This is a genomic window from Alphaproteobacteria bacterium LSUCC0719, assembly GCA_040839025.1.
Lineage (GTDB): Bacteria > Pseudomonadota > Alphaproteobacteria > Puniceispirillales > Puniceispirillaceae > UBA8309.
In genome coordinates, this window is record JBFPJN010000001.1 from 924,693 (window position 1) to 939,836 (window position 15,144).

Here is a 15,144-nt window from a genome sequence, read left to right on the forward strand (position 1 = left end):
GGCATGGGCGCACCGCCGCGCCCGGGTGAACGGGGTCACTCCCACTCAATAACGAAAACATTTTAAGTCATTGTTTCTAAACAACTTTTCAAAAGTTTGAAACTACTTTGAAACTCGCAAAACATAAATCAAATCAAGTGGTTAGTGATTCTTCAATGACCATAACAGTTTATCACGCATTACGAAAACAAATCATTTGTTCCACTTGTTTTCAAAACAAATGACGATTGTGTATAAATCTATAAACTATTGTTTTTGCTTATTTTTCTATTGACTTTGAAACAACTTTTCGCTATAATTTCAGTATGATAATGGTGAAATTTTGAAAGGGGTTTGAAAGTGAAAGTTTCCATCTATGCTCGCATTTCAACAGACAATCTTGGACAGGATGTTGACCGTCAGTTGCACGAGGTTCGTGCCTACTGCGAACGGATGGAATACGAGGTTGTAGAAGAATATGTTGATGAGGGATTTGCCCGAACAACCCGTAACCGCCCTGCTCTAGACAAACTCATCAAAAATGCTCGTCAAAGGAAGTTCAAGTTGGTGGTTAGTGATGAACTCTCACGATTTGCTGGAACACCTGCCCTACTTCTAAACCTTCTTGAAGAACTGAAACTCTGGAATGTAAATCTGGTGTCAGTCAAAGAAAGTATAGATACCTCAACACCGATGGGTGAGATGGTTGCAACGATGTTGTCTGCCATTTCCAAAATGGAACTCTTCAACATCAGTCACCGTGTGAAGTCTGGTATCGCAAATGCCAGACGCAAAGGTGACGGAAGTTGGGGTAAAAAATCCAACCTTACGGATGAAGTGAAGGAACAAATCCTACAGAAACGAAACGAAGGTTGGGGTTTCCGTAAACTCACCAAAGAGTTCAAGGTTTCTAATCAAACACTGCGTAAGTTTTTGCCAGAGTTTGCGTAAGTTTTAGGATGCTTGCGTAAAGTGTGACGCACTTTGGGGTAAGTCATATGAAAGTGAGAGATATTCTAAATATATGAACAGAAAGATTAGAAAAAATAGGATGTCGTTTTCTTTCTTATCTGTTGTTTATGAGGTGAAAAAAACAAAACGAGATGGACAAGAATAAAGAACTACGACTTTGGAAAGACTACTTGATGATGAAATGGGAAGAAGGTTGCTCCTTGCCTTCTACCCATTGTGATTGTGATGAACCGGAGTCCTTTGCTTGTTGGAAAAAACATCTCTCAAGTGACGAATACAAAGTAATCAAAAAGGGTTTCAGTAAATGGATTTTCCAAAACCATTTTGCCCAGATGAACTTTACGCATCGCATTGATATTGAACCTTCACCTTCCCAACCTTTGTCGTATCCAGAGTTGTGCGAAAGGTTGAGACTCTTGCTATTCAAGATGAACAAGAAACACTTGTCTCGTAGATGGGAAAAAAGAAAACCAGAGGACAAGTTTTGGGTTATGGGTTTCCAAGAAGGTGATGTGACAGGTGATAAACACCAGTTGCATTATCACCTTCTGCTGCACTCACCAAAGAACCACGATGCAAATGCTTGGAACGATTTGTATTGGAAATGGATGGTAGGTGAAGGAACAAAACACAACTCAAACAAACGAAAGAAAGTGTTTTATCAAACGAAGGATGCCTTCCATTTTGCTACCGAGAGTTTAGTTGAACACCCTTATTTTCAAGTCCAAAAGATAAGGAATAAGGTTGGTTCAACCAAATACGCATCTAAAAAGATGCACTTTGATGATTATGACAATCATTTCTTTATTGGTGTGGATGAGAAACAAAACACCGACAAAGAACTGATGAAAATGCGACAGAAATAACAACCACTAATCAGTCTCTATGCGTTGCGTCTGCCGATAGGGATATGTGGTTGAGTAGAACGGTGGAAACATTGGTTTCCCTCGCATCTTATTCTATTGCCTAAAGGAAACAGAGATGAAGAAACTGATTATTTATTTCAACACTCCTTTTCCTAGAGATCGCTACACAAAAGATGCTTATTGTGAATATTACTGTTAAGAGTTAGTAATTCAGAACAAACATAAATTTGAGTTTGAGATACATTTTTGGGGGTGCTCAGTGGTTTCAATTCGTCCGTTAAGTGTGTCAGATTATGATGATTGGTTAGAGGTTTATAGAGTTTATGCAGAACACTACCAATCAGAACTAACTGAAGAGGGGGTGTCTACAACTTGGAATTGGTTGATGGATAACGAAAACCCTCTGACTGGAATTGTTGCCGATTTTGACGGCAAATTGATTGGTCTCGCACATTTCAGGGCATTACCTAATCCACTTAGAGCGATAAATGTAGGTTTTTTGCATGATTTAGTGGTTATACCTCAAGAGAGAGGAAGCGATGCCGCACAACTTTTGATGGACGAAATAAAATCAATCGGCAAACGAGAGAAATGGACAAAAATCCGATGGAATACAAAAGATGATAATTATCGTGCCCGAGCATTTTATGACAAAGTTGCGACAAAAACTAATTGGACTGTGTATGAAATAGAATTGGACTAAATATCCCCCCTAAATACCTCTGAAAGGAACAGAGGTATGGACATACATCAACTCAAACAACGCATAGACGCATCGGGTAAGAAACTCGTCACGCTCGGTAACGAATACATCAAATCAAAAGATGAGATTGCCGCACGGAAGGTGCTGGTGAAGATGTTTGGTGAGATTTCTCAACAGACATTGCTGCTGGGTGAACAAAACGCTCAGATGGATAGGAATCAGAAAGGACTTAAATGAAGATAACTCACGATTATGCCGCAAGAATTGACTACGACCTTTGGATGGATTGTCTGAAGGTGAAACAACTGGACGCTGCCACCACCAGTATCAACTCAATGGTAAATGAAGGACTGAAGATGGTTCGTGACAGAAAGATGCAGGAGATTACTGCTCAGAGGAAACGAAGAAACACTCTGCAGTCTATGATGAACCTCTAGATTCACCTCAAAACAGGGTGTTGTTATTACCCTTCATTTGAACTGGAATTAGGATTTTTCTAAACCACTGCTTTTATTATGTTTTTATTTTTATGGTTTTGGGTGATTTGGGGTAGTCCAGAACAGATGTAATGACAACACCTACCCCCTAAAACTGACAACAGTTTTCTAATCTATAACTCCAATACTAACTTCCACAGATATGTTAGGTTGGTTGTATGACTAACTATGTTTTAGAAAACGGGACGATTCTGGACAGTTGGTCAAGAACCAATGGTTGGTAATTTTATAAAATTTAGACTAAAATTGATGGCACCCAGCAGAATCCATTATCGTCAAGTATGTAACATTCTCTCATACCATGAGGTTTATTCATTGAATTAGATAAAATAACATAATTTTCTTTTCTTGCTCTTTCTTCTGCCTTGTCAGGATCACAACCTAAAACTCTTAATTCTATTCCTAATCCTTTCTGTTTAGAATTTTTTATAATATTTATATACGGGTGAGAATCATAAGTATGATATGAATGGATACACCATCTACTTCCAAACCCTTCTATTGCTGCAAAATCAGGATCTTGGTATATAATTTTAGCATCAATAATTTTTTGTAAAAAATGTATTGAACGTTCAATGTCCTCAACTAATAAATTTATGGTTAAACCTGATAAATCCTTAGAGTATTCACTAGCAGGTTTCCAAGGATCTTTTTTTCTTAATTTCATAACTATTCCAATTCAAATAAGAGGTTAAAAGTATTTAAGTTAAAACAACATCACTAAATGCGTCATCTCTCTCAACATCTCTCGTAATGTAATCCATCATATTTTCAACTTTTGCACTATCGTAATGCTGTTCAATGAAACGAACAGAACAACCCATAACCTTTGCCAGAGTGCGAATATCAACTCTACCGAACTGCAATCGGTATGTCGCAAAGGTGTGACGAAGACAATAATAGGAATAGTCGTTTGGACTATCTACCAAACCACTTTCTTTCATTATCATTTTCCAAATTTTGTATAGAAGTTTCCGTGCCACTGGTTGCCCTGTATCAACATCTGCGAACACATAATCCATCTGGTGGGTGTGTTTTGAGTATGATTTTATGCGTTTGAAGAAATCGCCTCGCATACCAATTGCTGTTCTAGTTTTTCCTACCTTTGAGGTTTCTGCCTCAACTCTTATTTGGACATTAGGGTATTTGTTTTCACCCTTTTTAACTTCAACGCAGTTCCACTTGAGAAATCTTGCCTCGCCAAAACGAAGTCCAGTGTTGGAAAGGATAAGGATGAAATCCCTTACCAATTGACGATAGTAGAGTTCTCTCTCGTCAGTGATCTTTTTGGTGTAATTGTTAAGATATGAATAGAGAGTTCTGTAATCATCCCTTGTGAATGATGTTCTGCTATCCACATTGATGCGTTTAATTTCACTCCAAACAGGTAATCTGTCTTGGTTGATGAAACCTCTTTCCAACGCAAACTTATACATATGCCCCAAAGTTGCCCTCTCGTTAACCAGAGTGACATCTCTTACCTTAGGGTGATGTTTGCGTCTAAACAGATAGTAGTCCTTGTATCTATCTCGTGTAATCGTATCCAACTTGCGATCTGCACCAACAAAGTCAAGGAAGTGTTTGAGTTGGGTTTTGATGGTGACTAATCGCCCTGCGGTGATAAAACCACCATCCACTCTGTCTTGCTGATATTGGGTATATTTCTCAACCAAATCACTTGCTGTGATGGTAAAGATTTTTTGCCCTGTATCTATCTTACCCATCGTTGCGTAGTAGATTTGTCGTGCCTTCTCTTTCGCCTCTTCCAACGATTTAGTTCGTAGAGACTTTTTAAGGTATTTCTTTTCTGCGTGTATCCAACAACGCATCTGCCAGACTTCACCCGATTGCTTGGTGCGAATAAGTTTCACTGCTCCATCACAAACATCGTGTTCTTCTGTGTAGAACTTACTCGTAAGTCCATTTGCGTGAGTTGAACGAGGTGGAACTTCGCCGATACGGAGATCGCCGTGCATATCTCTACCTTGTTCGTCTTTAGAACTCATTGAGTTCAATAATCCTCAATCTTTGAAACTTTCTTTGAAAGAATCCACCAGAAATCCAGTAAAGTCAAGGACTTTGAAACAAGTTTGAAACTAATTTATTTTATAAAAAATCATTATAATTCAATATTTTAGTTATTTTTAAAAGGAGAGAACTTACTCCCACTCAATCGTCCCCGGCGGCTTTGATGTCACGTCATAGACCACGCGGTTGACTCCCTTGACCTCGTTCACGATGCGGGTCGCGGTGCGGGCCAGGAAGTCATGGCTGAACGGATAGCTGTCGGCGGTCATGCCGTCGCTGGAGGTCACGGCGCGCAGCGCGCAGACATATTCATAGGATCTGGCATCCCCCATCACCCCGACGGTGCGCACCGGCAGCAGCACCGCAAAAGCCTGCCAGATCTCGTCATACAGACCGGCCTTGCGGATCTCGTCTAGATAGACCAGATCGGCGGCGCGCAGAATATCCAGCTTCTCAGCGGTGATCTCGCCCGGCACGCGGATGGCCAGACCCGGCCCCGGAAACGGATGCCGCCCGACAAGCGTTTCAGGCAGACCAAGTTCGCGTCCGAGTTCGCGCACCTCGTCCTTGAACAGCTCGCGCAGCGGTTCGACCAACTCAAGCTTCATATGCTCCGGCAGCCCGCCGACATTATGGTGCGACTTGATGGTAACGGCATCACCGCCGGCGGCCGAAATGCTCTCGATAACGTCGGGATACAGCGTTCCCTGAGCCAGGAACCCGGCGCCCTCGATGCGGCTCGCCTCTTCCTCGAACACCTCGATGAAACTGGCGCCGATGATCTTTCGCTTGGCCTCGGGGTCGGACACACCGTCAAGTCGGCCAAGAAACAGATCGGCGACATCACGATGGATCAGCGGAATATTGTAGTGGCCGCCGAACAGCGCCACCACCTCTTCCGCTTCGCCGGCGCGCAACAATCCGTGATCGACAAAGACACATGTCAGCTGATCGCCGATCGCCTCATGGATCAGCACCGCCGCAACCGAGGAATCCACCCCGCCGGACAGCCCGCAGATCACCCTGCCATCACCGACCTGTGCGCGGATCGCCTCGATGGCGCGGGCACGATAGGCCGTCATCGACCAGCTTCCCGAACAGCCGCACACGCCAAGCGCAAAACGCGACAGCAGCGCCGCGCCGTCCTCGGTATGCACGACTTCGGGATGAAACTGCACGCCATAGAGACGGCGATCATCATCCGCCACCGCGGCATAGGGGGCCCCCTCGGACGTCGCAACAACACGAAAGCCCGGCGGCAGGGCGGCAACATGGTCACCATGACTCATCCAGACGGTGCGCGCCGCGCCGGCCGGCCACAACCCGTCAAACAGCTGGCAATCGTCGGAAATGGTCAGCGTGGCACGTCCAAATTCGCGGCTTGTGCCGGGTTCAACCCTGCCGCCAAGCTGCTGGCACATTGTCTGCTGACCATAGCAGATGCCAAGCACCGGAACGCCAAGGTCAAACACCGTCTGCGGGGCGCGCGGCGTATCCGCCATCGCCACCGAATTCGGACCACCGGACAGGATGATGCCGCGCGGCGCGGCGGCGGTAATCCGGGCCGGATCAACCGTACAGGGCAGAATTTCGGTATAGACACCGGCCTCGCGAAGGCGACGCGCAATCAGCTGGGTCACCTGCGAGCCAAAATCGATAATCAGCACGCTGTCATTCACCGGATCATTCATGGGCCTGTCCTGTCGTTGATCAGATTTTCATTCATCAGATTTGGAGCCGCCGGCACCCTTGCACGCCGGTCATTATCGCCGCTTTGCCTGCAATACGGCCAGAAAGAATCCATCGGTCCCGTCACGCCCCGGCAACAGCCGCAACATCCCGTCATTCACCGGCGGACAGGCATCATCACCGATCACATCCTGCCAGATTGCCGGAATATCGGCCATTTCCAGCTCGGGCGCCTCGGCAAGAAGCCGTTCGATCTGCGCCTCGCCCTCGCTGCGGAACAGCGAGCAGGTGATATAGACAATCCGTCCTCCCGGGGCCACCATGGCCCGCCCCCGGTCAAGAAGCGCCGCCTGTTCGCGATGAAGTGCGGCCAGACCGTCAGCATCGCACCGCCATCTGGCGTCGACAGCGCGCCGCCAGGTGCCGGACCCGCTGCAGGGGGCGTCGATGACAACCCGGTCGAACTTGCCGCGATACCGTTTCGTGCCCCAGTCGGCAGGCACCGTCACCCGCTCGATATTGTGGATCCCAGCCCGCCTGATCCGCGCCCCACCGCGCTCAAGCCGCACAGGATCACTGTCCAGAGCCACGATCCGGCCCCGGTTCTGCATCGCGGCCGCCATCACCAGCGATTTGCCGGCAGCGCCGGCGCAAATATCGGCCACCTGCATGCCTGGCTGGGCATCGCATAGAAGCGCGGCAATCTGCGAGGCTTCATCCTGAATTTCGAACAGACCGTTTCGGAATTCCGGGCTGTCTTCCACCCGCACCCGTTTTTCCATTCTGATGCCGAGTGGCGACAGCCGGGTCGGGTGACATTTCAGGCCGCGCCCGGCAAGCCTGTCGCGAAGCCGTCGCCGGTCATCAAGCTTCAGGGGATTGATCCGGATGTCGGTTCCGGCCTCACCACGCATCGCCGCCAGCTCGCTCTCGGCCGCATCACCCAGCGCCGCCGCCGCGTCGGCAAGAAGCGCCTCCGGCCATTCAAGGCGCGTTGCCGTCGGCATCGCGGGATCGTCAAGCACCGACCCGTCGAGGGCTGCAAGCAGGCCCTGTTCCGCCTCGGACAGCGCCGGCGGCGCATGCTTGTCCTCGCCGCCGAACCGCGATGTCAGCGTTGCCGGGTCAAGTTCATCGACAAGCCGCAGCGCGGCAATCACACGCGCCCGGAAACTTGCCTCATGACCCAGTCGTTCCAGATGCCAGCCAAGCCGCGCCAACGCGCGATGCACGGTCCAGAACAGCGCGCTGATGGCCTGTCTGTCGCCGGACCCGGCATATCGACGTTGCTGCAATCCCCGGCGCAGGACCGACCCTGCCGGCGCGCCTTCAGCGGCGTCGGACAGGATCTCGATAACGGCAGCAATGCGGGCTGCAGGGGTCATGTGAAAAGCTGCTCCGGAAACTCAGACACGCGGCCGATAATTCGGCTCTTCACGGGTGATCGTCACGTCATGAACATGGGATTCGGTCAACCCGGCACCGGTAATCCGCAGGAATTTGGCATTTGCCTGAAACTCGGCAATCGTCGCATTGCCGGTATATCCCATCGCCGCGCGCACCCCACCAAGAAGCTGATGAAGAACGTTTTCCACCGGGCCCTTGTAGGGTACCTGGCCCTCGATGCCCTCGGGCACAAGCTTCAGCGGCTGCGACACCTCGGCCTGGAAATAGCGGTCCGCCGAACCGCGCGCCATGGCGCCGGTCGACCCCATGCCGCGATAGGCCTTGTAGGACCGTCCCTGGTGAAGATAGACCTCGCCGGGAGTTTCATCGGTACCGGCAAGAAGCGAGCCAACCATGGCACAGTCGCCGCCGGCGGCAAGCGCCTTGGCAAGGTCGCCGGAATATTTGATCCCGCCATCGGCGATCACCGGCACGCCGGCAGCATGGCTGGCCTCGGCGGCATCCATGATGGCTGTCAGCTGTGGCACCCCGACACCGGCAACCATACGGGTCGTGCAGATCGACCCCGGACCGATTCCCACCTTGACGGCATCGGCCCCGGCATCGATCAGCGCCCGCGCGCCGTCGCCGGTGGCAACATTGCCACCAATCACCTGCACTTCGTTCGCCATCTTGCGGATCGCGCTGACGGCTGCCAGCACACCTTCGGAATGGCCATGCGCCGTGTCGACCACAACGACATCAACACCGGCGTCAATCAACGCTTCGGCACGCGCCGCACCATCCGGCCCGGCGCCGGTGGCGGCGGCGACCAGAAGCCGCCCGGCGGCATCTTTTGCCGCCATCGGATGGTTGCGGGCCTTTTCGATATCCTTGACGGTGATCAACCCGATGCACCGCGACTTGCCATCGACAACGACCAGCTTTTCGATCCGATGTTCATGCAACAGCCGCTTCGCATCCTCCTGGGTCGCACCCTCGCCGACGGTGATCACCTCGCGGGTCATCAGATCCCAGACCTTCTGGCTGAGGTCGCTGGCAAAGCGGACATCACGGTTGGTCAGGATGCCGACAAGACGGTGCGGCGGCTTGCCATCTCCATCCACCACCGGGATCCCACTGATCTGGTGCGTTTTCATCAGTTCCAGCGCTTCGCCAAGCGTGCGATCCGGGGTGATCGTCAACGGGTTCACGACCATCCCGCTTTCATATTTCTTGACGCGGGCGATTTCCCCGGCCTGGGCCTCTACCGACATGTTCTTGTGAATCACGCCAATGCCGCCGGCCTGTGCCATCGCAATAGCAAGCCGATGTTCGGTCACCGTGTCCATCGCTGCCGACAGCAAGGGAATCCGAAGATTGATCTCGCGTGTCAATCTGGCCGTCACATCGGTTTCCGCAGGTAATACGGCCGAGCGTGACGGCTCGAGGAGCACGTCATCAAAAGTCAAAGCTTCGCGAATATTCATGGGGTGCCTTCCGCCTGTCCGGTGGCGCGCCACTATATCTGAGGGTTGGTCAGAAAGGTAGCCCCAAAATGGGCGATAAATGAGTCATTTTGCATCGACCCGATCACAGAGGTGAATAGCCGCCTGTCATGTCCGGAAGAGATATCCCGGAGTCGTCATCTGGCTCGTCATCCGGCAGGTCGCCATCGCGTCCGCCTGCCCCGTGAAACCCGGTGGCCAATACATAGCTTTCCACCGATTCCTGCCGACTTGCCGCCGGTTTGACATGGCGGACCGTATGGAAATTGCGCTGCATAAGTTCCAGCACGCGCCGCTCCGCCCCGCCGCGAAAACATTTGGCGACAAAAAAGCCGTCCTCGACCAGAACCTCGATCGCGAAATCCAGTGCCGCCTCGAGAAGCGCCGTGGTGCGAAGATGGTCGGTCGGCCGGTGACCCGTTGTCGCCGCGGCCATGTCGCTCATCACCCCGTGCGCCCGGCCACCGACAGCGGCGCGCACCTGCTCGATCATCTCCGACTCGGTCATGTCGCCAACAAAGATATCGACCCCGTCCAGAACATCCGTCTCCAGAAGGTCGATCCCGACAAGCCTGGCATCACCTGTACCAAGCCGGATCCGGTCGGCTGCCACCTGCAACCAGCCACCGGGCGCACATCCCAGATCAACAATGGCCATACCCGGCTTCAGGATTTCATAGCGGTCGTCGATCTGTTCCAGCTTGAGCGCCGCACGAGACCTGAACCCGCGGGATTTCGCCTGCGCCACAAAGGGGTCGTTCAGCTGCCGCGTCAACCATCGCTGCGATGACGGCTTGCGCCCGCGCATCTTTTTCGGCTTGCGGGTCAGGCCCGTATCGTTGCGATAACTTCGCCCCGATGGCCCGCGTGTCGATGTCTTTCCGGCTGGTTTCCTTGGCATATCCCGCTTCCATGACGGGCTGTCCCGTCAAAATCCTTGCACCACAATATCCTACGCGATACCACAGATGGGTGCATTTTGACACTTCGGCATTCCGCCCTGTCTGACTGGCGGTCTCCAGAGGATACCATGGAACAACCCGACTCGCGCCGGCCCGCAGGGGGTCAGCCAGATATTGGCTGGCGCGGCCATCTGCGATGGAATGCGCGGCTTGCGGCACCGCTGATCATCGGGCAGCTTGCGACCATCGGGATCTGGACAAGCGACACCATCGCGATGGGGCGTATCGACAGCGTCAGCCTTGCCGCCGGCGCGCTGGCATCGCGCTATTACCAACCGCTCTATTTCCTTGCCCTTGGCATTTCGCTTGCTGTCGGCCCGCTGGTGGCCCAGGGGATCGGGTCCGGCGACGACCGCCAGGTTCGCCGTGCCTTTCGTCAGGGCATGGCGGTTGCCTTCACCCTTGGCCTGATCGCCGTGCCGCTTTTGTTCATTGGCGAAGAGGTGCTGGTCGCACTCGGACAGGATCCCGACCTGGCGCGGATTGGTGAACCGTTCCTGATCTGGTCCAGTTTCGGCATGCCTTTCATGTTCCTGTCCTTTGTTCTGCGACAATATATTATCTCTCATCAGCGACCGCTGCCGCAGGTCGTTGCCGTGCTTCTGGCGCTTGGCGTCAATGTGGCCCTGAACGAAGCTTTCGTGGCCGGAATCGGGCCGCTGCCGGCGATGGGGCTTGCCGGCGTGGCGTTGGCGACATCGATTGTCTATGTGCTGCTCTGTGCCGGGCTGGTTACCTATATCGCCCTTGTGCCGCCATTCCGGAACGGCAGCCCCTTTCGGCGTCTGTGGGTGATGGACTGGCAGATCACCGTCAGGCTGCTGCGTATCGGTGTGCCGATTGGCCTGACCATTGTCGCCGAGGCCGGCATGTTCATCGCCATCACCTTTCTTATCGGACTGTTCAGCACGGCGGGCCTTGCCGCGGCGGCGATCAGCAACCAGCTGGCGGCGGTGTTTTTCATGGTGCCAATCGCCATCGCACAGGCAAGCACCATCCGCATCGGCCATTTTGCCGGTGCCGGCGATCGGATCAATCTGTCCCGGAGCGCCAGCGCCAGCTTCTGGCTCGGCATTGGCGCAACCATTGTGACAACGCTGATCCTGCTGATCTGGCCTGAAACGCTGATCGGCATCTTTCTCAACAGCGGTGACGACATGTTCGCCGAGGTAATGGCGCTGGCGGTGCCGATGATGCTGCTGACGGCGCTGTTCCAGGTGCCGGACGGGCTGCAGGCCATCGCCATGTCCATTCTGCGCGGCCTGAACGACACCCGCATGCCGGGTACAATTGCCATTGCCAGTTTCTGGATTACCGGTGTTGGCGCCGGCGCGGTGTTCGGGTTCACTTTCGGGTTGGGGCCGACTGGCGTATGGGGCGGGCTGGCGCTGGGGCTGACGGTGGCCGCGTTGCTGCTGAGCCTGCGCATGTATCGCGCGATGCGGCGGGTGCGCGATGGCGGCACCATTCTGAGCGCCTGAGATGTCGCCAACCATATGGCCACAGGCAGGGTCGGGCACGCGCAGCGTGGCGGCAGGCCGGTCTGGCCCCATGAGCAGTGGTCCTTATGCGCGGTGATATTGTGCCCTTTGCCCTGCTTTGGGTATGCTGGCGATGATGACAGCGATCCCGACACCCCTGTTGCCGGTTACAGGCCCCGCATTGCCGCTTGCCGATCACGCCGCCATTCTGCCGGAGCTGATCGAATGGGCCCGTGACGTGATGCCCGACGGCGCATTCCAGCCCGCACAGCTTGCTGCCATTCTGGCACATTCCCGGCATCTTCAGACATTGGCCCGCGCGCATCCCGATCTTGTCACCGCGGTGCTGTCCGGTGATGGCGAGGCCGAAATGGGCAAGGCAATTGCCGGCTGCCACGATGCCGCAGCCACGCTGGCCGACGAAGCGCAGATGATGGCCGCGCTGCGCCGCCTTCGTCAGCGAAGCGCGTTGTGTGTGGCGCTTGCCGACATGACGGATTTGCATGACATCGAAACCCAGATGCGGTGGCTGAGCGAGGCCGCCGACGCCGCTGTGCAAAGCGCCGTTTCCTATCTGTTCAGGGAAGCCGGCCGCCGGGGTCATCTTACCGACGACGCCAGCGCCGCGACCGGTGGCGGTGCGGGGTGCGGCTGGACCGTGCTGGCGCTTGGCAAGCTTGGGGCCGGTGAGCTGAACTATTCCTCGGATATCGATCTTGTGCTGCTTCATGACCCTGTGGACAACCCGCTGTCCAGGCCTGAGAAAAGCCAGCGATTCTATGTCGAGATGGCACGCGGACTGGTCCGGCTGCTGTCGACCGCGACCCGTGACGGCATCGGCTGGCGGGTCGATCTGCGGCTTCGTCCCGACCCCGGGGCGACCGCTGTCAGCATCCAGCGCGAAGCCGCGATCGGCTATTATGAATCCATCGCCCGTACATGGGAACGCGCCGCCTTCATCCGGGCGCGGCCAATTGCCGGCGACAGTGCCATGGGCACCGACTTCCTGGCCGAGATCAACCCGTTCATCTGGCGTCGGACGCTTGACTATACGGTGATGGACGACATGAAGATGATGCTGCGACGCCCGGCTGCCGGACTCGGATGGGAAGGCTATAATCTGAAGACGGGGCCGAACGGCATTCGCAGCATCGAATTCCTGACCCATGTGCTGCAGCTTGTCGGTGGCGGCCGGTGCCCGGCACTTCGCGTCGGCAGCACATTGCCGGCGCTTCGGGAACTGGCTGCCGAAAACTGGATTGAACAGGACCAGTGCGACCAGCTTGGCACGCTGTATCTGGCGCTTCGCCGCACCGAACATCGGTTGCAGATGATGGGCGATGCACAGACCCATTCATTGCCAAGAACCAGGGCCGGCATCGAAGAGGCGGCGCGGTTCATGGGCCATGAAAGTGCCGATGATTTCCTTGCCGCGCTGAGCCGCATTCTTGATCAGGTTGCAACCAACACGTCACACCGTCTGTTTGCCGAGCCGGATGACGAGCTGCCTGAAGGCATGACGGCAACCGCCACGGACAGCACCGCCGACGCGCCGCTGTTCGATGATGAGGATCAGCTTGCCAGCTGGCTTGGTTCGCACGGCTTTCAGCGGCCCGCCGACATTGCCGCCGTTCTGGATGGCTGGATGGCCGGCAGAATTGCCGCCACCCGCGGCGAGCGCGCGCGCAGTCTGCTGTCGCGGATCATGCCGCCGATGATATCGCATCTTTCCGGTGCCCAGGACCCCGACGCTGCCTTTGCCGCCTTTGCCGGTTTCGTGGAAGGTCTGCCAGCCAGCGTGCAGATTTTCTCACTGCTTGATCACAACCGCGACCTGACCAGACTTCTGGGCGACATCCTTGTTCTGTCCCCGCGCCTTGGCGACAGGCTGCGTCGGCATCCGATGCTGTTTGATCTGGTGCTGTTTGCCAGTTTCTTTGAACCGCTTCCCGCCACCGATGATCTTGAAGCCGAGCTTCGTCTTTCCATCGCCGGCCAGCCGACCGAGCTGGCGCTGGATACGGTGACGCGCGTCACCCGTGAGCGACAGTTCCGTGCCGAAGTCCAGTATGTGAGCGGCGTTGCCGACAGACGCGCGCTCGGCACCGCACTCGCCGGCATCGCCGAGGCCGCCATCCGGGTCATCAGGGATCTTGCCATCACCGACATGCGGCGACGCCACGGCACCATCAAAGGCGATCTGGGCGTTCTGGCGATGGGCCGTCTTGGTGTCGGCGATCTGACCGCGACCTCCGACCTTGATCTGGTCTTTGTCTGGGACGCCCCGGACGGCGAACAGTCGACCGGCATCGGGGATGGCAAACGAAGCCTTGGTGCCAGCAGCTATTTCACCAGACTGGCGCAGACACTGGCAAACTGGCTTGCCGGTGCCACAGGCGAAGGCAAGCTGTTCACCATCGATCTGCGGCTTCGTCCAAATGGCGAGCAATCGGCGGTGGCAACGTCGCTGGTGCGGTTCACGGACTATTACGCGCAGGAAGCCTGGCTGTGGGAAAAGCTGGCACTTGGCAAGACGCGGCTGGTGACACCGGCGGCAACATGCGGCACCGCCATCATCGACAGCCTCGCAGCGCCCCGCACCACCGCATTGCCAAAGGATGCCATTGCCGAGTCGCTGCACGACATGCGACGCCGCCTGCGCGCCAATTACGGTGATGCCGACAGATGGCAGCTTCGAAAACAACCTGGCGGGATCAGCGAACTTGACCTGCTGATGCAGGCTCTGCGGTTCCTGCATGCGGACCTGTTCGGCAACGATGTGGCACCGGTGGGCATGCTGCTGCCACGCCTCGTCGACTCCGGCAGGCTTGCGGCTGACGATGCCGATGCGCTTGCCGCCGCCGACAATCTCTATGCCGATCTTCAGCATGCGTTGCGGCTCGTCCTTGGGACCAGCGCAATGGATCCGGGCCTGCTGTCGCCGGCGGCACGGCAGTTTATCTGCGCCGCCTGCGACAGTCCGGACATCGAGGCATTGCAGGGACATATTGCAGCCCATCAGGCGCAGGTTGACGATTTGTTTGACAGGCTTTTTCCACCGCCGACGAGCTGA

Annotated in this window: 12 protein-coding genes; 6 read left to right on the plus strand and 6 right to left on the minus strand. The window is 54.7% G+C overall.

What is annotated here, in order from left to right:
• The first annotated feature begins 339 nt into the window (after positions 1–339).
• The 4 genes from AB3X55_04420 to AB3X55_04435 all read left to right on the plus strand — a co-directional run bounded on the left by AB3X55_04420 (position 340) and on the right by AB3X55_04435 (position 2,757).
• Positions 340–930, plus strand: coding sequence for a recombinase family protein (locus AB3X55_04420; GenBank protein ID MEX0502818.1), 591 nt, complete (start codon positions 340–342; stop codon positions 928–930).
• A gap of 152 nt (positions 931–1,082) precedes the next feature.
• Positions 1,083–1,817 carry a hypothetical protein gene (locus AB3X55_04425; protein ID MEX0502819.1) on the plus strand — a complete coding sequence of 245 codons (735 nt, stop codon included), beginning with the start codon at positions 1,083–1,085 and terminating at the stop codon, positions 1,815–1,817.
• Positions 1,818–2,076: 259 nt separating this feature from the next.
• Positions 2,077–2,520: an N-acetyltransferase family protein gene (locus AB3X55_04430; GenBank protein ID MEX0502820.1), complete on the plus strand. Its 444-nt coding sequence runs from the start codon at positions 2,077–2,079 to the stop codon at positions 2,518–2,520.
• A gap of 36 nt (positions 2,521–2,556) precedes the next feature.
• Entirely contained in the window at positions 2,557–2,757 is a 201-nt protein-coding gene (locus AB3X55_04435) for a hypothetical protein (protein ID MEX0502821.1), read from the plus strand.
• Between the two features lie 495 nt (positions 2,758–3,252).
• Here the strand turns inward: AB3X55_04435 and AB3X55_04440 are convergent, their stop codons facing one another.
• The 6 genes from AB3X55_04440 to AB3X55_04465 all read right to left on the minus strand — a co-directional run bounded on the left by AB3X55_04440 (position 3,253) and on the right by AB3X55_04465 (position 10,529).
• On the minus strand, positions 3,253–3,684 hold the full coding sequence (locus AB3X55_04440) for a VOC family protein (GenBank protein ID MEX0502822.1): 432 nt from the start codon (positions 3,682–3,684) through the stop codon (positions 3,253–3,255).
• Positions 3,685–3,718: 34 nt separating this feature from the next.
• A complete protein-coding gene (locus tag AB3X55_04445) occupies positions 3,719–5,023 on the minus strand; it encodes a tyrosine-type recombinase/integrase (GenBank protein ID MEX0502823.1) in 1,305 nt (434 codons plus the stop codon).
• Positions 5,024–5,176: 153 nt separating this feature from the next.
• Positions 5,177–6,736, minus strand: a complete 1,560-nt coding sequence (guaA, locus tag AB3X55_04450; protein MEX0502824.1) for a glutamine-hydrolyzing GMP synthase — start codon at positions 6,734–6,736, stop codon at positions 5,177–5,179.
• Positions 6,737–6,808: 72 nt separating this feature from the next.
• Complete coding sequence (locus AB3X55_04455) at positions 6,809–8,119, minus strand: RsmB/NOP family class I SAM-dependent RNA methyltransferase (protein MEX0502825.1); 1,311 nt, start codon at positions 8,117–8,119, stop codon at positions 6,809–6,811.
• 21 nt (positions 8,120–8,140) lie between these two features.
• The gene (guaB, locus tag AB3X55_04460; protein MEX0502826.1) at positions 8,141–9,610 is read right to left on the minus strand and encodes an IMP dehydrogenase; all 1,470 of its coding nucleotides are present in this window, start codon (positions 9,608–9,610) and stop codon (positions 8,141–8,143) included.
• A gap of 103 nt (positions 9,611–9,713) precedes the next feature.
• Positions 9,714–10,529, minus strand: coding sequence for an RlmE family RNA methyltransferase (locus AB3X55_04465; protein MEX0502827.1), 816 nt, complete (start codon positions 10,527–10,529; stop codon positions 9,714–9,716).
• Between the two features lie 129 nt (positions 10,530–10,658).
• On the opposite strand from AB3X55_04465, the gene AB3X55_04470 reads away from it, so the two are divergent.
• A complete protein-coding gene (locus tag AB3X55_04470) occupies positions 10,659–12,071 on the plus strand; it encodes an MATE family efflux transporter (GenBank protein MEX0502828.1) in 1,413 nt (470 codons plus the stop codon).
• 133 nt (positions 12,072–12,204) lie between these two features.
• On the plus strand, positions 12,205–15,144 hold the full coding sequence (locus tag AB3X55_04475; GenBank protein ID MEX0502829.1) for a bifunctional [glutamine synthetase] adenylyltransferase/[glutamine synthetase]-adenylyl-L-tyrosine phosphorylase: 2,940 nt from the start codon (positions 12,205–12,207) through the stop codon (positions 15,142–15,144).

Bases quoted from the DNA above. Each gene is read 5' to 3' on its own strand.
- AB3X55_04440 (MEX0502822.1), bottom strand. From the start codon at position 3,684: ATGAAATTAAGAAAAAAAGATCCTTGGAAACCTGCTAGTGAATACTCT.
- guaB (MEX0502826.1), bottom strand. From the start codon at position 9,610: ATGAATATTCGCGAAGCTTTGACTTTTGATGACGTGCTCCTCGAGCCG.
- AB3X55_04455 (MEX0502825.1), bottom strand. From the start codon at position 8,119: ATGACCCCTGCAGCCCGCATTGCTGCCGTTATCGAGATCCTGTCCGAC.
- AB3X55_04445 (MEX0502823.1), bottom strand. From the start codon at position 5,023: ATGAGTTCTAAAGACGAACAAGGTAGAGATATGCACGGCGATCTCCGT.
- AB3X55_04465 (MEX0502827.1), bottom strand. From the start codon at position 10,529: ATGCCAAGGAAACCAGCCGGAAAGACATCGACACGCGGGCCATCGGGG.
- AB3X55_04475 (MEX0502829.1), top strand. From the start codon at position 12,205: ATGATGACAGCGATCCCGACACCCCTGTTGCCGGTTACAGGCCCCGCA.
- AB3X55_04435 (MEX0502821.1), top strand. From the start codon at position 2,557: ATGGACATACATCAACTCAAACAACGCATAGACGCATCGGGTAAGAAA.
- guaA (MEX0502824.1), bottom strand. From the start codon at position 6,736: ATGAATGATCCGGTGAATGACAGCGTGCTGATTATCGATTTTGGCTCG.
- AB3X55_04470 (MEX0502828.1), top strand. From the start codon at position 10,659: ATGGAACAACCCGACTCGCGCCGGCCCGCAGGGGGTCAGCCAGATATT.
- AB3X55_04425 (MEX0502819.1), top strand. From the start codon at position 1,083: ATGGACAAGAATAAAGAACTACGACTTTGGAAAGACTACTTGATGATG.